Below are 20,061 nucleotides of genomic sequence, written 5' to 3'. Positions count from 1 at the left end.
ACAAAAAAGTGCATTGAATTCCACTATGAAAAAATTATTGTTACTCCTCTTTATTTCCGGAACATTTTGCAATTACGGACAATCCAATCAAGTATTAGATTTTAAAGCAGGTTATTCGCCCGAAAGCAATTATCTGCAAACCACTTTTAATTCTTCAGATTACGAGGTTCTTTATTCAGGAAGTGAAAAGTTTTTAGATGTATTAAAGCAAAATGGAACAACGAATCCAACTAAAATCAAAAATGCCTTTAATCTAGAAACGATTTCTAAAACGGGTAAAATTGACAAAAGCGGAAACTTTCCAATAACAATTGAATATCTAAAATCTCTAGATGCAAACGGAAAAACCATAATTCCAAACGGCACAATGCTTTACGGCAAAGCTTCATCTTCTGCCATGCCTGTGATGGACTCTATTGTTTCAAAAGGCATGGAAGAAAGTTTTAAGCAAACCATTTTCCAAACCGTGCAAAGTACATTTTCGCAAGTAATTCTACCACAAAAAAAATTAAAAGTAGGAGAATCCTTTATTCAGGAAAACCCATTAACATTGCCTGTTGCTGGTATTAATATCGAAATGCAGATTACAACGACTTATACTTTAAAAAGTATGAATTCTAAAAATGGGTTCTTTGATGTTTCACAAACTTATACCATCAAAATGTCCGACGCAAGATTTGAGACTACGGGAGCCGGAGTTGGAAAAGGAAATTTAATTTATGATATTCCAAATCATTTTATAAGTGAAAATACTTTGGGAATGGATTTTGATCTACATGTAAAACACCCCGACTTTAATTTGGATATGAAATCAAAAAGTGATTTTAAACAGACATGTCAAATCACTAAAAACAAATAAAAAAAGGCGTAAGATTTATTTCTTACGCCTTTCTTTTATATACTAAACTAAAAATTATCTAGAATAATTTGGAGCTTCTTTTGTAATTGTTACGTTGTGAGGGTGGCTTTCAGTAATTCCACTAGAAGTAATTCTAACAAAACGTCCTGTTTCTTGTAAAGTCGGAATATCTTTTGAACCACAGTATCCCATACCTGCACGAAGACCTCCAATAAACTGAAGCATACTTTCGTTTAATTCTCCTTTGTAAGGAACACGTCCAACAATTCCTTCTGGAACCAATTTCTTAACATCGTCTTCAACATCTTGGAAATAACGATCTTTAGAACCTGTTTGCATTGCTTCAACAGACCCCATTCCGCGGTAAGATTTGAATTTTCTTCCTTCAAAAATGATAGTTTCTCCTGGAGATTCTTTCGTTCCTGCTAATAAAGAACCTAACATTACACAGTCAGCACCGGCTGCGATTGCTTTAGGAATATCTCCTGTATAACGAATTCCACCATCTGCGATAACTGGAACTCCAGTTCCTTTGATAGCTGCAGCAACTTCTAAAACTGCTGAGAATTGAGGAAAACCAACACCTGCAACGATACGTGTAGTACAGATAGAACCAGGTCCGATTCCAACTTTTACTCCATCAGCACCATTTTCTACTAAATATTTAGCAGCTTCTGGAGTTGCGATGTTTCCAACAATTACATCTATTTGAGGGAATTTTGATTTTACTTCTTTTAAAGTATTTACTACACCTTCTGTGTGTCCGTGAGCTGTATCAATAATGATTGCATCTACACCCGCAGCAACTAAAGCTTCAGCTCTTTGAACTGCATCTCCGGTAACTCCAATTGCAGCAGCAACTCTCAAACGACCAAAAGAATCTTTATTTGCGATTGGTTTTTGAGTTAATTTTGTAATATCTCTAAATGTAATTAAACCAACTAATTCATTTTGAGCATTTACAACTGGTAATTTTTCAATTTTATGACCTTGCAAAACTACTTCAGCTTGTTCTAATGAAGTTCCTTCAGCAACAGTTACTAAGTTTTCGCTAGTCATAACTTCAACAATTGGTTTTGCACCATTTTTCTCGAAACGTAAGTCACGATTAGTAACAATTCCTTTTAAGATCTTGTTTTCGTCAACAATTGGAATACCACCGATTCCAAATTCTTTCATTGCATTTTTTGCATCTGCGATAGTAGAAGTTAATGGTAATGTTACCGGATCGATAATCATTCCTGCTTCAGCACGTTTTACTTTTCGAACTTTTCCTGCTTGTTGTTCGATAGTCATATTTTTATGTAAAACACCGATTCCTCCTTCTTGCGCCATAGCGATTGCCATTGCACTTTCGGTAACTGTATCCATAGCAGCAGATACGATTGGAACGTTTAATGTGATGTTTCTTGAGAATTTTGATTTAATGCTCACTTCGCGAGGAAGCACATTCGAGTAGTTAGGTACTAATAATACATCGTCGTAAGTTAAACCTTCGCCGATAATCTTGGAGTTGTGTGCTATCATGTTGCAATTTCTAGTTGAATTGCGTGCAAATATAGTGAATAAATTGCTAACTTAAATACTAAGTTAATCATAAATTTATGTTTACAGGAATCTTCCTACAAAACGAAATCCCTAGCCCAGATGGAAATAAAAAGCCACGAAAAGCTAAAAGACATTTTTTTCTGGTTTAAAAAAGCGACCAACGGAAGCTCTTTTTAAGCCTTGAAAAAAAGTGTTTTGGCTCGAGTGCTTGAAATGGACAGCTGGAAATAGCTTCTAATTATTCTGCAGAAAAATTAATCATCATCATGGTCCTGAAAGACGAAATTGATACCGAGCTGGAATGTGGCACTACTGGCTTTTGATAAGTCTTTGTATTCTAAAACATTTCCAAATAAAGCGTAAATATTTACAGGGCCGACCGTTCCTGCGAGTCCTAGACCTATATTTTTATTTGAAAATGTATCAAAAGTATAAGTTGCTTTTGCTTCCAGTTTTCTAAAAATACTTCTTTTATAAAATGCTGTTAATGCAAATAAAGGTTCTCTGGGAGCTGTCATAGCAAACAATTGTGCTCCAACTGCGTTTTTATAATAGGTATTGATTTTTCCTCGGCAATTGCACTCATCGTCAGGACGGGCTTCTCCAAAGGAATATTGTATAGACGAGTAAAATTTAGTTGGACGCCAAGTAGTATACTTATTGTATAAGGTATCTCTTGGAATAGCTCTGTCAAATTCGTCAAAAATATCTTCTGGCTCATCATTTCCGGTAAAATCAGGATTTACACCATTATATTGATATGTTCCTTTGTAAGTCAGGGTTTCCATATCTTTTGATTGTCTTATAAATCCTAAATCTATGACACTGGCAGTAAGTTGTAAATTGTCTTTAATGTAATACGTAAATCCGGCATCGACACCTAAACCTAAACTACCGCTAAAAAAGGTATTATTGGCAATATCTTTTACGACATTTCCTTCGTATTCATCTTTTGTAAATTTAGAAAGTCCTGAGGTTTTTAATTCCAAATCAGACGAAATGATTTGATTATAAATGTTTACGTCTCCTGAGTTTTGTCCTGTATAAATATAGCCCGCATTTTTTGTTGATGTTGCATTTGCGCCGCTTGAATAAATTTTAGCGCGTCCGCCATAAACAAATTTTTCGCTTACTTTTTTATGAAAACCAACATGCCAAACAGAAAGAACCTCAGCTTTCATACTTAGATCTCCAAGATTGAACGATTTTCCAATATAATTTCTATTTCCATCCAGAGCCAATATTGCCAAATCTTTTGGAACAAACATAAAAAAGTCAAATTCCTGATACAGACCGAATGAGATATAGGATTTACTTTCTCTCCCGCCAATTCTAAATCCGCCAGAGAAGACTTCCAATTGCTGATTGGTTACAACTTTATCTCTATTTGTAGATTGATTGATTACGTTTCGAACCTTTTGATTAAAATCGACTCCATTGTTGGCAAATAAATCGTACGCTGTAAAACTGCTTGAACCTACGTTGGCCGAAATTCCTGATAAAATCGGAAATCCGAAATAATATTTATAAGACACATCGGCTCCAGGATTGACCATTAATGATTGTGGAATCGCAGTAAAATTATACAAGATTTCTTTATTTTGAGAAAAACAAGAAAGCTGAAAAACAAGGCAGATAATCAGAAATATTTTTCTCATCCAATGATTAAATAAGCGGTTGCACCTGATCTAAACTTTAAACTTCCTAAACTTTGACTATTTAATGGAGTTCCTGAAGAAATAGAAATTTTAAAACCAATTTTAACGGTTTGTTTCAAAAGTTCCAGTCGTTCATTTTCAAAAACTTCTGTTGGATATTTAATAACATTTGCTGCTCCTCTGTAAGCCGGAACATTAAAGGTGATGGTTTGCAATACTTTTTCGTTGGCATCCAATAAAAATAGATTTACGACAAAAGCACGATCAATAGTATTTTCGATTTCAAAATCTAATTCGGCTTTTTTCAGATGATCGTTAAAGAATTTATCTTTAAAAACATCAAAACTTCTTGCATCGTCTGCCTCATGATTTCCTCCGTCGTCTATAAGTTTATTTGCCGGAATATCAAAATAAGCCACATTTGCCACAAAAGCAGGCTCTAATTTAAGATCATTAACCTGATCAAAATCTAAATCGCTTGAACACGAAAAAAACAGAAAAACAAGTAAAATTATACTTGAAAAATGATAGTATTTAGATTTCATGACGATAGTATATCTAATAAATGTAACGCTTAATGCTTACAATCATTATCTAAGTTAGCAAATATAACTATTTATTAATGGAACTTTCCGAACAATTTTGACGCTTCGTTGTAAGCACTTTCAAAACTTAAAGAATTCAATCCCGTAACCTTCTTATTTGCAGTAAAATAAGAGACTAATTTTTCTGTTGGCATGTTTCCTGTTAATTTATCTGTCGCCATTGGGCATCCTCCAAAACCTTGAATTGCACCATCAAAACGGGCACAACCTGCTTTAGCCGCTGCATCAATTTTTTCGAACCAACTTTCTGGTGTTGTATGAAGATGAGCACCAAACTCAATTTCAGGATATTTGGGAATCAAATCTGAAAACAAATAGGTAATTACTTCTGGCGTTGAAGTTCCAACTGTATCAGAAAGCGAAAGGATTTTTACTCCCATTCCTGCTAATTTTTCTGTCCATTCTGCTACAATTTCGACATTCCACGGATCTCCATAAGGATTTCCGAAACCCATTGACAGATACGTCACCACTTCTTTGTTTTTCTTATCAGCAACTTCTAAAATTTCTTCTAGAGTAACTAAAGATTCTGCAATAGTTTTATGGGTATTACGCATTTGAAAGTTCTCAGAAATAGAAAAAGGAAAACCTAAATATTTGATCTGTTCGTATGCTGAAGCTGTAATTGCACCTTGTGTATTGGCAATAATAGAAAGCAGTTTGCTTGTTGTCTGAGATAAATCAAGTTGTTCTAGTACCTCAGCAGTATCCTGCATTTGCGGTATAGCTTTTGGAGAAACAAAACTTCCAAAATCAATAGTGTCAAATCCTACACGAAGCAATGCTTGTATATAGGTCACTTTATTTTGGGTCGGAATAAAAGCTTTGATACCTTGCATGGCATCTCGGGGACATTCAATAATTTTGATTTCTTTATTCAAAGCTGATTCATTTGTAAAGGCTAAGTTAGTTTCTTTTTTAATGATATAAAAGATAATTTTCACAGCATCTTTAACTATTACAAAATATTGTAATACTCAAAAGAATTACCAAAAAACGTAATAAATTAAAATATTACCAAAAAACGTAATAATAAAAAATATTACTTATATTTGTAATAGAAGGTTTATTTATTTTTAAGTATATTTGGTTTATGACTAGTGTAATTACAGGAGATATCATCGATTCACGACAACAACAATCTGAACATTGGGTTGAGGATTTGAAAAAAATCTTAGCTTCATTTGGTCAGACACCACACCAATGGGAAATTTATCGAGGTGATGAATTTCAGGTTGAAGTTAGCAATCCAGAAGATGCTTTATTAACTGCTATTTTAATAAAATCACGTTTAAGAACCATAAAATCTGATGCGCGAATGAGTATTGGTTTTGGAGATAAAACGCACGATGCCGATAGAATTTCTGAAAGCAATGGTTCTGCTTTTGTCAATTCTGGGGAACTTTTTGAAACTTTAAAAAAACAGAAAGTCAATTTAGCTATGCGAACCGGCGATTTACAATTAGATGAAAACTTGAATTTAATGCTTCAACTAGCTCTTACTTTTATGGACAGCTGGCTTGTACAATCGGCAGAATTTGTGGCTTTGGCAATAGAAAATCCGACTTTGTCTCAGGAAGAATTAGGACAAAAACTAGGCATCAATCAAGCTGCTGTGAGCCGAAGACAAAAACGTGCCCAGTTTGACTTGGTAACGAATTTAGACCGATATTTTAGAACACAAATAAAACAACTTACAGCATTATGATTTTATTTATAAAACTGCTTTTGGCACATTTATTAGGTGATTTTATCTGGCAACCTAATTCTTGGGTAGCCGATAAAGAAATTAAAAAACATAAAAGCATTTACTTATATATTCATATTTTACTGCATGGTGTTTTAGCTGCGGTTCTTGTTGCCGACATCGGTTTTATACCTTACGCTATTTTAATAGCTGTAACACACGGAATTATCGATTTAATGAAATTGAATTTTCAGAAACCAAAAACAAAACGCACTTGGTTTATAGTCGATCAAATTGCGCACCTTCTGATTTTAATTGGAATTGCATTCTTTTATCACCGAAATAGCATTATCCCTATTTTGAGTTTTAATTCGTTTTGGATTTTAATAACAGGGATATTATTGGTTACAAAACCTGCTTCGATTTTCATCAAAACCATTATTTCAATCTGGAGTCCCGAAAATCAGATCAGCCAAAAAGACAATTCTCTTGCCAGTGCAGGAAACTACATTGGCATTCTAGAACGTCTATTTGTGGTTTGTTTTATTTTAACGGGACATTTTGAAGCAATCGGTTTCTTATTGGCTGCAAAATCTATTTTTAGATTCGGAGATTTAAAAGAAGCCAAAGACCGAAAACTAACTGAATATGTAATGATCGGAACTTTAATTAGTTTCGGAATTTCAATATTAGTCGGCTTGGCCATTCAGGCGCTTCTTTTACAATTGCCCTAAAACTTTCTTATTGATTGCTTTGATCAAAGCCGGACCTTCATAAATAAATCCAGTATACAATTGCACTAAACTTGCTCCTGCATTTAATTTTTCGATGGCATCGTCTGCAGAATGAATTCCTCCTACTCCAATAATTGGGAAAGCCTTATTGCTTTTTTCTGAAAGAAAACGAATTACTTCTGTAGATCGTTTTGTTAATGGTTTTCCAGACAATCCTCCTGTTTCTGATTGATTTGCAGATTGCAGACCTTCTCTTGAAATTGTTGTATTGGTTGCAATTACTCCAGCAATTTGAGTTGTCTTTACAATATCAATAATATCTAATAATTGCTCATCTGTTAAGTCTGGAGCAATTTTTAAAAGGATTGGTTTTACTTTTTGAGTGCTTGTTTTCTGTTTTTCGACATTTCTATTTTGCAATGTCTGTAATAAAGCTGTTAAAGGCTCTTTATCTTGCAAAGCTCTTAAATTTGGCGTGTTTGGCGAACTTACGTTTACTACGAAGTAATCAACATGATCAAAAAGTGCATCAAAACAAATAATATAATCTTTAACGGCATCTTCGTTATCGGTAACTTTATTTTTTCCGATATTTCCACCAATCAAAACACCAGAATTTTTCTTCAAACGTTCTACCGCCTCGAGAACTCCGCCATTATTAAATCCCATGCGGTTAATAATTGCTTGATCTTCTTTTAAACGAAACAAACGTTTTTTCGGATTTCCTTCTTGACCAACTGGCGTTACTGTTCCGATTTCAATAAAACCGAAACCAAAATCGCCTAATTCTTTGTATAATTTGGCATCTTTATCAAAACCAGCTGCAAGTCCAACTGGGTTTTTAAATTTAATTCCGAAAACTTCTCTTTCTAAACGAGCATCTTTTACCTCATAAATTGATTTTATAATCGCCGAAACGCCTGGAATTTTTGAAATGAATTTAATAAATGAAAAAGTAAAGTAATGCACTTCTTCAGGGTCAAACCAAAAAAGTATCGGACGAATTATCAATTTATACATAAGAGTTGTGTTGTTATTTTTTCGGATGCAAATTTAAATATTATAGTTTTAAAAAGGTGCTTTTTTACCAAAACAAATCATTTCTATTTTGTTTGATTCTTCAGTTTGGAATAAAAACAAATCTAAAACGTACCGCAAAAGCAAAAACTCACATCTTGTATGAAAAACTAAAAATCTTGTTCAAAAAACTACTTTTTATGTTGCAAGTTATAAAATGAAACCAGTTAGACTCCTTCAAAAAGCTCTTGTAGGTCATTTAATACATAAATTTGAAACTCTCTACTTTAAACATCTACAAACCATTAATAACTTAAATTATGAAAGTCAGTACACCAGTAATTGTAAAAAGTATTTTCATGCTCTTATTTTGCTTTTCAATAGGAACAACGACGAAAATATTTGCTCAAGCAGACCCGCAACAGGTTACCAAGGAAACTTTTAAAGGTAAAATGGCCTTAGACATTCGAGATTCTAAAAGTGATTGGGCACCGTATTTACCCAAAAAAGCACCTAAAGGTTCTCCAAACATCTTGTTTATTTTATATGATGATACTGGATTAGCTGCTTGGTCGCCTTATGGAGGAGCTATCAATATGCCAACCATGCAAAGATTAGCAGACAACGGAATCACTTATTCTCAATGGCATACAACTGCTTTATGTTCTCCAACCCGTTCAACATTGCTTACAGGACGTAACCATCACCTAAATGGTATGGCGGCAATTACAGAAACTGCAGACGGTTATCCTGGTGCAAGCGGAAGAATTCCGAAACAAGCCGCAACAATTGGACAAATCTTGCAAGATAATGGATATAGCACTTTTTGGATTGGAAAAAACCACAACGTTCCTGAACAGGATATTGCTTCTGGAGGACCAAGAGCTACTTGGCCTTTACAAATGGGATTTGATCGTTTTTACGGTTTCCTTGGAGGAGAGACTAACCAATGGTATCCAGATTTAGTTGAAGACAATCATTTTATTGAACCGCCTGCAACTCCAGAAGAAGGGTATCATTTATCTAAAGATTTGGCAGATCATGCTTTAGAATATATTAAAGACCAACAAGCGACAAATCCATCAAAACCTTGGTATATGTGGTACTGTCCTGGTGCAAACCATGCTCCACACCATGCTCCAGAAGAATACATTGCCAAATATAAAGGAAAATTTGATGAAGGTTATGATGCTTATCGTAAATGGGTTCTGCCTCGTATGATTGCTAAAGGTGTTATTCCGGCAGGAACAAAATTGGACAATTTCAACCCAATGCCTCCTGGAGTTGCAAATCCAGCAGATAATGTACTAGATTGGAATAAACTGAAACCAGAAGAGAAAAAACTATTTTCAAGACTGGCTGAAGTATACGCTGGATTCTCAGAATACACAGATGCTCAAGTGGGCAGAATTATTGATTATTTAGAGAAATCAGGCCAATTAGAGAACACAGTTGTAATTTATGCTGCCGATAACGGTGCTTCTGGAGAAGGTTCAGAATCGGGTTCTGTTAATGAAAACAAATTCTTTAATGGATATCCTGATGAATTGGCTGAAAACCTAAAATATCTTGACAAGCTAGGAAGTCCTGATACCTATGAACATTATCCAACAGGATGGGCAGCAGCATTTTCTACTCCATTCAAAATGTTTAAAAGATACAGCCAATATGCTGGAGGAACTTGTGATCCTTTGGTAATTTCTTGGCCAAAAGGCATTAAAGCAAAAGGTGTTGTTCGTGACCAATTTCACCATTCAACAGATATTGTTCCTACAATCTTAGATATTTGCGGATTGGAAATGCCAAAAGAATATCGTGGAGTTCCACAATATCCTTTATCGGGAGTTTCTATGCGCTATACTTTTGATGCCGCACCAAATACCAAAACTCAAAAACATATTCAGTATTTTGCTATGCTAGGAAGCCGTGCTTTATGGAAAGATGGCTGGAAAGCTGTTGCACTTCACGCACCGTTGTCTGGAAAAGGAAATTTTGATAAAGATGTTTGGGAACTGTACAACACAGACGTTGACCGTTCAGAATCAAACAATTTAGCTAAAAAAAATCCAGACAAACTAAAAGAATTAATAGCCGATTGGAATAGTGAAGCGGCTAAAAACTTAGTTCTTCCGCTTGACGACCGCTCTGCAATTGAAATCTTAGGAACAGAAAGACCTTCGTCTGAAGAACCTCGTGACCAATATATTTATTATCCAGGAACTTCTCCAGTACCAGAAGGAGTTGCGGTAAATGTTCGCGGACGTTCATACAAAATCGTAGCCGATGTAGATGTAAAAGATGCGAATGCTTCTGGTGTTCTTTTTGCGCATGGCTCTCGTTTTGGTGGACATACTTTATTCATAAAAGACAAAAAACTGAATTATGTTTATAATTTCTTAGGAATTCAACCAGAACAAAAATTCACTTCTAATGTGGCTATAACTCCTGGAAAACACGTTTTCGGGATGGAATTTAATCGTGAAAAACAAGGTCCAAACGGCGAATCTACTGGAACGATGAAATTATATATCGACGGAAAAGAAGTTGCTTCTGGTCCGATGAGAACGCAAACAGGTAAATTTACACTTTCTGGTGATGGTCTTTGTGTTGGTTTTGATAGCGGTGACGCTGTTAGTAAAGAATACAAAACTCCAGGTACATTTAAAGGAGGTGAAATCTTAGGAGTTGGCGTAAATGTTGGAAAAATCGAATATTCTGACTTAAACAATGAAGCAAAAAGAGCTTTAGGAAGAGATTAAAAAATAAAGTAAAAAGGTATTTCGATGACATAACTTGTTATCGAAATACCTCTTTTCCCTTTTTAAATAAATGTTTAATCAATAGAAAAATCCAAAATGTTCTGTACAAATATTCATTTAAAAATACTTTTTCTTTTTTACGGCGTCTGCCTTTCAGTCAATATTGCTAAAGCACAAGAAAATGAAGAAAAAAGCTTTCATCCGCATCATCAAATCGGTTTATCAATTAATCATGTTCATGTTTTTGAAGGCCGTAATGAAGATGGAAATCGAGAAGTCTTAAGCCTTCCGGCATGGGGACTAGATTACACCTTTCAATTTCATGAAAAATGGGCAATTGGACTTCATACCGATTTTGTAATTGAAAAATTTAAGGTTGAAAAAGTATATGCAAATGATGATGAAAAAGAAACCATTGAAAGAAGCTACCCTATCGCTCCAGCTTTAATGGGAATTTACAAACCAAATGAAAATTGGAGTTTTTTGTTAGGTTTTGGAGGCGAATTTGCAAAAGAAGAAAATTTCTTTCTGACTCGTGCAGGTGTAGAATATGGTTATGAACTTCCAAAAAACTGGGAGATTTTCGGCACTTTTAGTTACGATTTTAAATGGAATGCTTATGATAGTTGGGGAATTGGTTTAGGAATTGCAAAAAATTTCGGAGGAAAATAATTGACTCAGTAAAATCTCTTTTTTATTCAAATCCGTTGTGCTTATGTATATGCTTAATAAATCAAATTGTATTTCGAAGAAACTACTGCTGATTTTACTATTAATTGGTTTCAAAGGATTTTCTCAACAAGAAAAAGATACTTCAAAACTAATGACCGTCAGATATGGTAATAAAGGAATTGAATTGGAAACCAGAGATAAAAAATTTCTATTTCAATTACAAAGCAGGTTCCAATTTCGATTTTCTACACCTTATGATACAGATCCTTTAACTTATGATGACTACAGTCAAGATGCCAAAACTACTTTTAAAATAAACCGTGCCAGATTAAAAATTGGTGGCCATGCATTTGAACCTTGGCTTAACTATTATTGGGAATACGAATTAAGTCAGTCCAATTTGCTTGATTTTCGGGTTATGATTGAAAAATGGGATTGGTTAAGTTTTAAAGCAGGGCAATGGAAAGTTGAATATACTCGCGAACGTTACATTAGCAGTGGCGAGCAGCAAATGGTAGAACGTTCGTTAATCAATCGTCCTTTTACTTTAGACAGACAGCTGGGAGTTGAAGTTTACGGCCACTTAAAAGGATCCGGAATTGCTGATTTTAATTATTGGGTTGCCGCTTTGACAGGAACTGGACGAGGAAGCACTTCAAATGACGATGGTAATTTGATGTATTTTGGAAGAGCACAATGGAATTTCTTAGGAAGATTTCTAGATTTTGAAGGCTGCGATTTAGAATTTCACGAAAAACTAACTCCAATTATTGCTTTTTCGGCCGTAACCAATCGAAGCCCTTACACCCGATTCTCGCAAGCAGGAGGAGGTTCTCTTGACGGATTCGAAAATGGACTTCCAGGACAATACAGAGTCAATCAATGGAATTTTGAAAGCGCTTTTATGTACCGAGGCTTTTCATGGCAAAGCGAATGGCATACCAAGGAAATCATTGATAAAATAAATAACGACGACACTACAATTATGAAAGGATATTATGTTCAGGCAGGTTATTTTTTTCATAATATTTTTGACTGGTGGCCCAAAAAATTGGAAATAGCAGGAAGACATGCTGCATACAGACCAGACAATTCCATCAGACAAAATAGACAAGACGAATCGACTTTGGCTTTTAATTGGTTCTTTAAAGGACATAAAAATAAACTGACCTCCGAAGTAAGTTATTTTAGTTTTCAAGATAAAACACTTCCTTTAGAACAAGGGTGGCGATTTAGAATTCAATGGGATATCTCACTTTAACCATAAAAATACATTTTTAAACTTTTGATTTATTTCTTCAAATGGGGCATTTTTTTTCATAACTTTAATCGACTTAAAACACTGAATATGAAAAACATATCTAAAACAGTAAAGAAATCAGCATATATATGCCTGATCGCTACATTTTTCTTTTTTTCTATTGATGGTTTTGCTCAACGTCATGGTGGCGGTGCTCGCGGAGGCGGAGCAACACATACAAGACCTGCAAGACCCGCAAATCAGTCTAGACCAAATGCAACAAGACCCAATACTACCAGGCCAGCAGCAACAACAAGACCTGGGGCAAACAACTCTGGAACAAAAGTAACCAGACCAGCAAACAATTCTAACAGGAAAAATACAGTAAATAGAAACAACGCCGTAAACAAAAAGAATACTGTAAACAGAAACAATGTTGGCAACAGAAACACCAACATTAGTGGCAATACGGTTAACAGAAACAACATCAATGTAGACAGAAGCCGAAATATAACAATCAACAATAACCGAAATACTGTTGTTAGAAGAGGTCCAGTAGTTTACACACGTCCTCCTTATGTATACGGTGGTCGCAGATATTATGGATATCATCCTTATTACTATCATCCATATAGACCTTTCTATTGGGGACCTGTTTGGCATCCGTGGGGATTCTTCGTAGCTACTTTGGCTGTAACTGCAATTGTCGTAAGTGTAGAAAACACGCAATACCATTACGATCAAGGAGTTTGGTACTCCCCATCAAATGGAGGTTATACTGCGGTACCCGCACCTGTAGGCGGTACGGTAAACAATATTCCGAGCGGAGCACAAACCGTCAATACGGGAACCGTCAACAACTATTATTACGGAGGAACGTATTATGAAAAAGACGGAAGTAATTATAAAGTTGTCGCTCCTACTGCTGGAACAATTGTAGATAGCTTACCAGAAGGAGGCGAAGAAGTAACAATGGGCGATGTTAAATATATCAAGTTTGGCGAAACGTATTATCAACCTGTACAGGTTGATGGAAAAGATAAATATGAAGTTGTAATGGTAGAGGATGAAAAATAAGTTTTTAAACTTTATTTTAATTAACCCTATAGAATTACTATAATTTAATATATTTGAACTAAACAAACAAATATACAAGACCATTTTTGAAATCTTATTCTTACTTTAGTAAACAATTTTAAATTAACCAAAATGAAAAACAAAACCTTTTGGATCTTTGCGTTACTCACATTATCCATTATCTCAATTGCCTATAGCTATACTAGATTTACAAATAAGGAAGAAAAAGGAGAAAAGGCAGAAAAAACAGCTGCAGAATGCCATGAAGTTCCTAGCAATATAGAATCTGAGTTTAAGCCAACTGTCGAAAATAAATTCAAACCAGATACAAAAGCCCCAAAAGGCATGGTTTGGATTCCCGGAGGCGAATTTTCTATGGGCACAAATGTTGAAGATGAAAGCTTATGCAGTATAAAAGGGGTTACTAAAGATGCCGCTCCAATTCACAGAGTTTATGTTGACGGTTATTATATGGATGAAACAGAAGTAACCAATGAAGAGTTTGAAAAATTTGTCAAAGCGACAGGATACGTAACAGTTGCAGAACAAAAACCGACTAAAGAAGAATTTCCAATGGCAAGCGAAGAAGATTTAGTAACAGGCTCTGTTGTCTTTACTCCTACTCCTAAAGCTGTCAATCTGAATAATTTTCTGCAATGGTGGCGTTACGAACCAGGAGCTGACTGGAGACATCCCGACGGCCCTCAAAGCACTATAAAAGGAAAAGAAAAATACCCTGTTGTTCATGTTGTTTACGAAGATGCTGAAGCCTATGCTAAATGGGCAGGAAAAAGACTTCCAACCGAAGCAGAATGGGAATTTGCAGCTCGTGGTGGTAAAACAGGAAATCTTTATGCTTGGGGAAATGACTTAAAACCTCAAGGAAAATTTCAAGCAAATATTTATCAAGGTCATTTTCCAATTAAAGATGGCGATACTGGCGAAGACGGATTTAAAGGAATTGCACCAACAAAACAATATGCTCCAAATGCATACGGTTTGTATGACATTGCAGGGAATGTTTGGGAATGGGTACACGATTGGTACAGTGTAGATTACTACAAATCATTAGCCGAAAGCGGAAAAGTAACCAAAAACCCGCAAGGACCAGATGCTTACTATGATCCAAATGATCCAGCAGAAATTAAAAGAGTCCACCGCGGAGGTTCATTCTTATGTACTGATCAATATTGCACTCGATACATGGTCGGGACAAGAGGAAAAGGTGAAATCAGATCTGCTGCAAACCACGTTGGTTTTAGATGCGTAAAAAGCAAATAACGAAATCAAAATACCAAAAAGGGATTCAATTTAGAATCCCTTTTTTATTCATTCAGATATTGAAAAGCTAAATTTTCGCGGAGAAAAATTTTTCTATATTTGCTAAAAATTCAAAAAAATGCAACATATCATAGATCGCTTTATCAGTTATGTAACGATTGATACAGAATCAGATCCACATTCTCAAACAACACCAAGTACTCAAAAACAATGGAATCTTGCCAATAAACTAGTTGACGAACTAAAAGCAATTGGCCTTGAAGATGTAACAATAGATGACAAGGCTTACATCATGGCAACGCTTCCTAGTAACGTTGATCACGAAGTACCAACAATTGGTTTTGTTTCTCACTTTGATACTTCTCCAGATTTTAGCGGAGCGAATGTTAAACCGCAAATCGTTGAAAATTACGATGGAAAAGATATTATTTTGAATGCTGAAAAAAACATTGTATTATCTCCAAATTACTTCAAAGATTTATTATTATATAAGGGTCAAACCATCATAACAACTGATGGAACGACTTTATTAGGAGCTGATGACAAAGCTGGAATTACCGAAATTGTTTCGGCAATGGAATACCTAATCCAGCATCCGGAAATCAAACACGGAAAAATCAGAATCGGTTTTACTCCTGATGAAGAAATTGGCCGTGGAGCACACCATTTTGATGTTGAAAAATTTGGAGCGCAATGGGCTTACACGATGGACGGAAGTCAGATTGGCGAATTAGAATACGAAAATTTCAACGCTGCCGGAGCGAAAATTACTTTTAAAGGAAAAAGTGTTCATCCAGGCTATGCAAAAGGAAAAATGATCAATTCTATGCTTTTGGCAAATGAATTTATCAATGAACTTCCAAAAGGAGAAACGCCTCAAGAAACTAAAGGATACGAAGGTTTTTTCCATGTTCATCATATAAAAGGAAATATCGAAGAAACTGTTTTAGAATTGATTATTCGTGATCACAACAAGAAAAAATTCGAAAACAGAAAAAAATTAATTCACAGTATAGCCAAAAAATTCAACAAGAAGTTTGCGAAGAAATTTGGCGAAGATATTGTTATTGCTGAAGTAAAAGACCAATATTTCAATATGAAAGAAAAGGTTTTACCAGTAAAATACATTGTTGATATTGCCGAAAAAGCGATGAGAGAATTAAATATCAAACCAATCATCAAACCAATTCGTGGTGGAACTGATGGTTCTCAATTATCATTTATGGGATTACCTTGTCCGAACATTTTTGCAGGCGGACATAATTTCCATGGAAAATATGAATATGTACCAGTAGAAAGCATACAAAAGGCAACTGACGTTATTGTGAAGATTGCTGAATTGACAGCAGTTCCAGGGGTTTTTGACGCACCTGAAAAATCAAAAAAGAAAAAATAAGTGGAATCAAAATCTGAAAATAAAGGCATGTGGAAATATGGCTCACAATGGGAAGAAGAATTAATTTTCCTTAAAGCCATTATTGACAAAACTGGACTAATCGAAACCACAAAATGGGGCGGTACTGTTTATGTTTACAACAAGAAAAATGTTGTCGGAATTGGAGGATTTAAAGATTATTTTGCTCTATGGTTTTTTAATGGGGTTTTCTTAAAAGACGAGAAAAAGAAACTCATAAACGCTCAAGAAGACGTAACAAAATCATTACGTCAATGGCGTTTTACTTCGAAAGAAGAAGTTAACGAAAAAGATGTTCTACAATATATTTACGAAGCCATTGAAAACGAAAAGCAAGGAAAAGTTATTAAACCTTCTAAAAAAGAAGCAATAATATCTGAACTTTTAGAAAAAGAAATGACGCAGAATCCAGCTTTAAAAGAAGCCTTCGCCAAGTTTTCTCCTTACAAGCAATATGAGTTTTTAGAATATATCGAATCGGCGAAGCAGGAAAAAACCAAACTATCGAGAATAGAAAAAGTGCTTCCGATGATTTTGACCAATGTTGGGTTGAATGATAAATACAGGTAATTTTTTTTCTGAAATTCAAATTTTTTAAAATTCAAATTCCAACAACTTTTTCATCCTGAGCGAAGTCAAAGAACCAAACTATACGAGACCTTTGTCAAAGTTTAAAACTTTGACAAAGGTTTTTTCTTTTGTCATTGCGAGGAACGAAGCAATCACACTACTAATAAGTCGTACTGCATGAGATTGCTTCGTTCCTCGCAATGACGAATGCATAAAAAAAATCCCAAACTCCATTGTTGGAATTTGGGATTTCATATCTTGAAATTTATTCTTTAGAATAAAAAATTAAGCCTTCTTAGCATTCAAAGCTGCTGTCTTCTCAACTGAAATTGCAGATCTGTCTAATTTCAATTTTCCTGACATTGTTTCAATTACAACTGATACATCTCCTAATTCTGTTAATTTTCCATGAATTCCTCCGATAGTAACAATTTTATCTCCAACTTTCAAAGATTCTTTAAATTCTTTTTCTGTTTTTGCACGTTTTTGAGCTGGTCGAAACATAAACAGGTAAATTATTACTCCCATTAAACCAAGCTGAAGATACAACATGTAATTTTCCATTTTTTATTTTTTATAATTATTAATTCTTTATTTGAATGTATGTGGTTTTACATCAAACCTCTTCCAACTTTTACCATCTTTTTGTTGGCGGTAAGTTCTTTTACAAGGTTATCTAAAATTCCGTTGATAAAAATACTACTTTTTGGTGTAGAATACTCTTTTGCGATTTCTAAATATTCGTTAAGAGTTACTTTTACTGGAATTGAAGGGAATTTGATAAACTCGCAAATTGCCATTTTTAAGATAATGGTATCAATTTCGGCAATACGATCGCTGTCCCAATTTGGTGTTTTATCGTCATATTCTTTTGCAAATTCGTTTTCATTCAAAACTGTTCTTCTAAACAAATCTTTTGCAAAATCCTTATCTTCAACATCTTTGTACAATTTAGGAACTCTAAAATCATCCGGATCTTCCGTTTTGATTGCCTTCAATTGTTTAACAATATGTGTATTTACAACCGGAATATCATCAACCCAAGTTAATTTATCATCCTCCAAATATTCATATAATTTTTCATTTGGAACAATAACATTTTCAAACAAATCAATAATAAATTGTCTGTCTTCTTCAAACGTGTTTACGTTATTGCTCATGTATTTTTTGTAGATATCGCTTGCTTTGACATCATTTAAAAGCAAAATAATATAATCGTCATTTAAAGACCAGTTATTAATTTTACGATTTTCTAAAGCGATGCTAAGGGAATTGCTTTCGGCAAGAAGTTGAAAAATTTTGTTTTTAATAAATTTTTCATTCGGATTACGCTCTGCTGCAGTAGCAAGGTGTTTTTTACTAGAAAGATGTAGAAAAACAGATTCTTTTTTACAAATTTCTATCAATGAAGAAAGCATTATAAGATATAAGTCCTGAATATTATCAATACTATAGAAAAGAAATTTCTCTTCTTTTTCCATATTTTCAGAACCGCTTTGATGCATTGCATAAATGGATTGCATTACTTTAACGCGTATGTGTCTTCTATTTACCACCGTGTAAGAACATTTAAAAATTAGTCTGCAAAAGTATAACTTTAAAGGCGTATATTAAAATTAATTCGCAAAAAAGTCACAGTTTTCGGTCACAGTTTTCAGTTTTACTCAAAATTTAGTCGCAGTATTCAGTCGCAGTCGCAGTATTCGCTAAAACTGAGAATTGCGACTGTGACTGAATACTGAGAACTGAGACTGCAAACTAAAAAAAAATCCCAGTTTCCAGTAAATCTGAAAACTGAGACTGAGACTTTAAACTAAAAAAAATTATTTAGCAGCGTTCTCGATTCTTCTTTGATCAATACGATTTTGAGCAATAGTAAGAGCCGCCTTATGCGTTGTGATTCCGTTTTTAGCAGCGAAATCAATAATTTCTAAAGTTGTATTGTAGATATTTTCTGTCTTGCTCATGATTTCAGCTTTACCGTAGTTTGCCAATTCAGCATAAACATTGATGATTCCACCCGCGTTGATTAAGAAATCTGGAGCATATAAAATTCCTCTTTCTTGCAATCTTGCACCGTGAACATTTTCATCAGCTAATTGATTGTTGGCAGCACCAGCAATAACTTTAGCTTTAATTTTATCTACCGTATTATCGTTGATTGTTGCTCCCATCGCACATGGCGCGTAGATATCAACATCTGCAGTATACAAATCTTCACCAGTATAAATTGATGCATTGTATTTTGAAGCAACTTGGTATAATTTTTCTTCATTAATATCAGAAATAGTAACCTGTGCTCCTTCTTTAGTTAAATAATCAACTAGAGTTTCTCCCACGTGTCCAATTCCTTGTACCAAAACTTTTTTACCATCTAAAACATCAGTACCAAACTGACTTTTAGCAGCAGCTTTCATACCTAAATAAACTCCATAAGCCGTTACAGGAGAAGGGTTTCCAGAACCACCTCTTTCTTCAGAAATACCCGTAACATAAGGTGTTACATCTCTTACAGTATCCATGTCTTTAGTTTCCATTCCGACATCTTCTGCTGTAATATATCTTCCGCTAAGTGAGTGAACGAATTCACCAAACTTGCGCATTAATTCAGGTGTTTTTTGTGTTTTAGCATCACCAATAATAACCGCTTTACCACCACCAATATTTAGTCCAGTAATAGCCGATTTAAAAGTCATACCTCTCGAAAGACGTAAGACATCATTTAAAGCTTCCCATTCTGTGTTATAATTCCACATTCTGGTTCCTCCCAAAGCTGGCCCCATAACCGAATTATGAATACCAATAATTGCTTTTAAACCTGTATCTTTGTCATTGCAAAATACAATTTGTTCGTGATCGTCAAAAGATAATTGACCAAAAACAGGATCCATTTTTTGAAGTTCCTTTCCAGTTGCGAAAGTTGCATCCATAGCGCTAGTA

Annotated in this window: 18 protein-coding genes; 10 read left to right on the top strand and 8 right to left on the bottom strand. The window is 34.7% G+C overall.

Annotated features, from left to right (window positions below; all coding sequences use genetic code 11):
* Positions 1 to 25 precede the first annotated feature (25 nt).
* Positions 26 to 859, top strand: coding sequence for a hypothetical protein (locus K6T82_RS06545; RefSeq protein WP_223705132.1), 834 nt, complete (start codon positions 26 to 28; stop codon positions 857 to 859).
* Positions 860 to 913: 54 nt separating this feature from the next.
* Here the strand turns inward: K6T82_RS06545 and guaB are convergent, their stop codons facing one another.
* The 4 genes from guaB to K6T82_RS06525 all read right to left on the bottom strand — a co-directional run bounded on the left by guaB (position 914) and on the right by K6T82_RS06525 (position 5,551).
* Positions 914 to 2,386 (bottom strand): IMP dehydrogenase, encoded by a 1,473-nt coding sequence (gene guaB / locus K6T82_RS06540; RefSeq protein ID WP_223705131.1) that lies wholly within the window; start codon positions 2,384 to 2,386, stop codon positions 914 to 916.
* A gap of 275 nt (positions 2,387 to 2,661) precedes the next feature.
* Positions 2,662 to 4,065: a DUF5723 family protein gene (locus tag K6T82_RS06535; RefSeq protein ID WP_223705130.1), complete on the bottom strand. Its 1,404-nt coding sequence runs from the start codon at positions 4,063 to 4,065 to the stop codon at positions 2,662 to 2,664.
* Entirely contained in the window at positions 4,062 to 4,610 is a 549-nt protein-coding gene (locus K6T82_RS06530; protein ID WP_223705129.1) for a hypothetical protein, read from the bottom strand. Before K6T82_RS06530 ends, K6T82_RS06535 begins: the two co-directional genes overlap by 4 nt.
* Before the next feature lie 74 nt (positions 4,611 to 4,684).
* Entirely contained in the window at positions 4,685 to 5,551 is an 867-nt protein-coding gene (locus K6T82_RS06525) for a hydroxymethylglutaryl-CoA lyase (protein ID WP_223705692.1), read from the bottom strand.
* Between the two features lie 212 nt (positions 5,552 to 5,763).
* On the opposite strand from K6T82_RS06525, the gene K6T82_RS06520 reads away from it, so the two are divergent.
* Together K6T82_RS06520 and K6T82_RS06515 are read left to right on the top strand one after the other, a co-directional pair.
* On the top strand, positions 5,764 to 6,378 hold the full coding sequence (locus K6T82_RS06520; protein ID WP_223705128.1) for a SatD family protein: 615 nt from the start codon (positions 5,764 to 5,766) through the stop codon (positions 6,376 to 6,378).
* Entirely contained in the window at positions 6,375 to 7,091 is a 717-nt protein-coding gene (locus K6T82_RS06515; RefSeq protein ID WP_223705127.1) for a DUF3307 domain-containing protein, read from the top strand. The genes K6T82_RS06520 and K6T82_RS06515 overlap by 4 nt, the downstream gene beginning before the upstream one ends.
* Here K6T82_RS06515 and K6T82_RS06510 read toward each other — a convergent pair.
* Positions 7,077 to 8,111 (bottom strand): quinone-dependent dihydroorotate dehydrogenase, encoded by a 1,035-nt coding sequence (locus K6T82_RS06510; protein ID WP_223705126.1) that lies wholly within the window; start codon positions 8,109 to 8,111, stop codon positions 7,077 to 7,079. The two genes, K6T82_RS06515 and K6T82_RS06510, sit on opposite strands and share 15 nt — an antisense overlap.
* A gap of 317 nt (positions 8,112 to 8,428) precedes the next feature.
* On the opposite strand from K6T82_RS06510, the gene K6T82_RS06505 reads away from it, so the two are divergent.
* The 7 genes from K6T82_RS06505 to K6T82_RS06475 all read left to right on the top strand — a co-directional run bounded on the left by K6T82_RS06505 (position 8,429) and on the right by K6T82_RS06475 (position 17,121).
* Positions 8,429 to 10,867 (top strand): arylsulfatase, encoded by a 2,439-nt coding sequence (locus K6T82_RS06505; protein ID WP_223705125.1) that lies wholly within the window; start codon positions 8,429 to 8,431, stop codon positions 10,865 to 10,867.
* Positions 10,868 to 10,963: 96 nt separating this feature from the next.
* Complete coding sequence (locus K6T82_RS06500) at positions 10,964 to 11,539, top strand: hypothetical protein (protein ID WP_223705124.1); 576 nt, start codon at positions 10,964 to 10,966, stop codon at positions 11,537 to 11,539.
* Positions 11,540 to 11,582: 43 nt separating this feature from the next.
* The gene (locus K6T82_RS06495; protein ID WP_223705123.1) at positions 11,583 to 12,800 is read left to right on the top strand and encodes an OprO/OprP family phosphate-selective porin; all 1,218 of its coding nucleotides are present in this window, start codon (positions 11,583 to 11,585) and stop codon (positions 12,798 to 12,800) included.
* An 87-nt stretch (positions 12,801 to 12,887) separates the two neighbouring features.
* Positions 12,888 to 13,856, top strand: coding sequence for a DUF6515 family protein (locus tag K6T82_RS06490; RefSeq protein ID WP_223705122.1), 969 nt, complete (start codon positions 12,888 to 12,890; stop codon positions 13,854 to 13,856).
* A 132-nt stretch (positions 13,857 to 13,988) separates the two neighbouring features.
* The gene (locus K6T82_RS06485; protein ID WP_223705121.1) at positions 13,989 to 15,137 is read left to right on the top strand and encodes a formylglycine-generating enzyme family protein; all 1,149 of its coding nucleotides are present in this window, start codon (positions 13,989 to 13,991) and stop codon (positions 15,135 to 15,137) included.
* Between the two features lie 118 nt (positions 15,138 to 15,255).
* Positions 15,256 to 16,533: a peptidase T gene (gene pepT / locus K6T82_RS06480; RefSeq protein WP_223705120.1), complete on the top strand. Its 1,278-nt coding sequence runs from the start codon at positions 15,256 to 15,258 to the stop codon at positions 16,531 to 16,533.
* Positions 16,534 to 17,121 carry a YdeI/OmpD-associated family protein gene (locus tag K6T82_RS06475; RefSeq protein WP_223705119.1) on the top strand — a complete coding sequence of 196 codons (588 nt, stop codon included), beginning with the start codon at positions 16,534 to 16,536 and terminating at the stop codon, positions 17,119 to 17,121.
* A gap of 285 nt (positions 17,122 to 17,406) precedes the next feature.
* Here K6T82_RS06475 and yajC read toward each other — a convergent pair whose 3' ends face one another.
* From yajC to K6T82_RS06460, 3 genes are all read right to left on the bottom strand, one after another.
* A complete protein-coding gene (gene yajC / locus K6T82_RS06470; RefSeq protein WP_223705118.1) occupies positions 17,407 to 17,685 on the bottom strand; it encodes a preprotein translocase subunit YajC in 279 nt (92 codons plus the stop codon).
* 47 nt (positions 17,686 to 17,732) lie between these two features.
* Positions 17,733 to 18,644 (bottom strand): transcription antitermination factor NusB, encoded by a 912-nt coding sequence (gene nusB / locus K6T82_RS06465; protein ID WP_223705117.1) that lies wholly within the window; start codon positions 18,642 to 18,644, stop codon positions 17,733 to 17,735.
* Positions 18,645 to 18,944: 300 nt separating this feature from the next.
* Positions 18,945 to 20,051: a Glu/Leu/Phe/Val family dehydrogenase gene (locus K6T82_RS06460; RefSeq protein WP_276572837.1), complete on the bottom strand. Its 1,107-nt coding sequence runs from the start codon at positions 20,049 to 20,051 to the stop codon at positions 18,945 to 18,947.
* Between the last annotated feature and the right edge of the window lie 10 nt (positions 20,052 to 20,061).

Origin of the sequence: Flavobacterium potami (assembly GCF_020026915.1) — a bacterium.
In the GTDB taxonomy this organism is placed as follows: domain Bacteria; phylum Bacteroidota; class Bacteroidia; order Flavobacteriales; family Flavobacteriaceae; genus Flavobacterium; species Flavobacterium potami.
The sequence above is the reverse complement of the archived record's forward strand: the minus strand, read 5'-3'. Positions and strand labels throughout refer to the sequence as shown.

What these genes read in the sequence shown, in the direction of transcription:
- K6T82_RS06535 (WP_223705130.1), bottom strand. Translation starts at nt 4,065, where the DNA reads ATGAGAAAAATATTTCTGATTATCTGCCTTGTTTTTCAGCTTTCTTGT.
- K6T82_RS06530 (WP_223705129.1), bottom strand. Translation starts at nt 4,610, where the DNA reads ATGAAATCTAAATACTATCATTTTTCAAGTATAATTTTACTTGTTTTT.
- pepT (WP_223705120.1), top strand. Translation starts at nt 15,256, where the DNA reads ATGCAACATATCATAGATCGCTTTATCAGTTATGTAACGATTGATACA.
- K6T82_RS06515 (WP_223705127.1), top strand. Translation starts at nt 6,375, where the DNA reads ATGATTTTATTTATAAAACTGCTTTTGGCACATTTATTAGGTGATTTT.
- K6T82_RS06500 (WP_223705124.1), top strand. Translation starts at nt 10,964, where the DNA reads ATGTTCTGTACAAATATTCATTTAAAAATACTTTTTCTTTTTTACGGC.
- nusB (WP_223705117.1), bottom strand. Translation starts at nt 18,644, where the DNA reads ATGCAATCCATTTATGCAATGCATCAAAGCGGTTCTGAAAATATGGAA.
- K6T82_RS06490 (WP_223705122.1), top strand. Translation starts at nt 12,888, where the DNA reads ATGAAAAACATATCTAAAACAGTAAAGAAATCAGCATATATATGCCTG.
- K6T82_RS06505 (WP_223705125.1), top strand. Translation starts at nt 8,429, where the DNA reads ATGAAAGTCAGTACACCAGTAATTGTAAAAAGTATTTTCATGCTCTTA.
- guaB (WP_223705131.1), bottom strand. Translation starts at nt 2,386, where the DNA reads ATGATAGCACACAACTCCAAGATTATCGGCGAAGGTTTAACTTACGAC.
- K6T82_RS06510 (WP_223705126.1), bottom strand. Translation starts at nt 8,111, where the DNA reads ATGTATAAATTGATAATTCGTCCGATACTTTTTTGGTTTGACCCTGAA.
- K6T82_RS06520 (WP_223705128.1), top strand. Translation starts at nt 5,764, where the DNA reads ATGACTAGTGTAATTACAGGAGATATCATCGATTCACGACAACAACAA.
- K6T82_RS06545 (WP_223705132.1), top strand. Translation starts at nt 26, where the DNA reads ATGAAAAAATTATTGTTACTCCTCTTTATTTCCGGAACATTTTGCAAT.
- yajC (WP_223705118.1), bottom strand. Translation starts at nt 17,685, where the DNA reads ATGGAAAATTACATGTTGTATCTTCAGCTTGGTTTAATGGGAGTAATA.
- K6T82_RS06485 (WP_223705121.1), top strand. Translation starts at nt 13,989, where the DNA reads ATGAAAAACAAAACCTTTTGGATCTTTGCGTTACTCACATTATCCATT.
- K6T82_RS06495 (WP_223705123.1), top strand. Translation starts at nt 11,583, where the DNA reads ATGTATATGCTTAATAAATCAAATTGTATTTCGAAGAAACTACTGCTG.
- K6T82_RS06460 (WP_276572837.1), bottom strand. Translation starts at nt 20,051, where the DNA reads ATGGATGCAACTTTCGCAACTGGAAAGGAACTTCAAAAAATGGATCCT.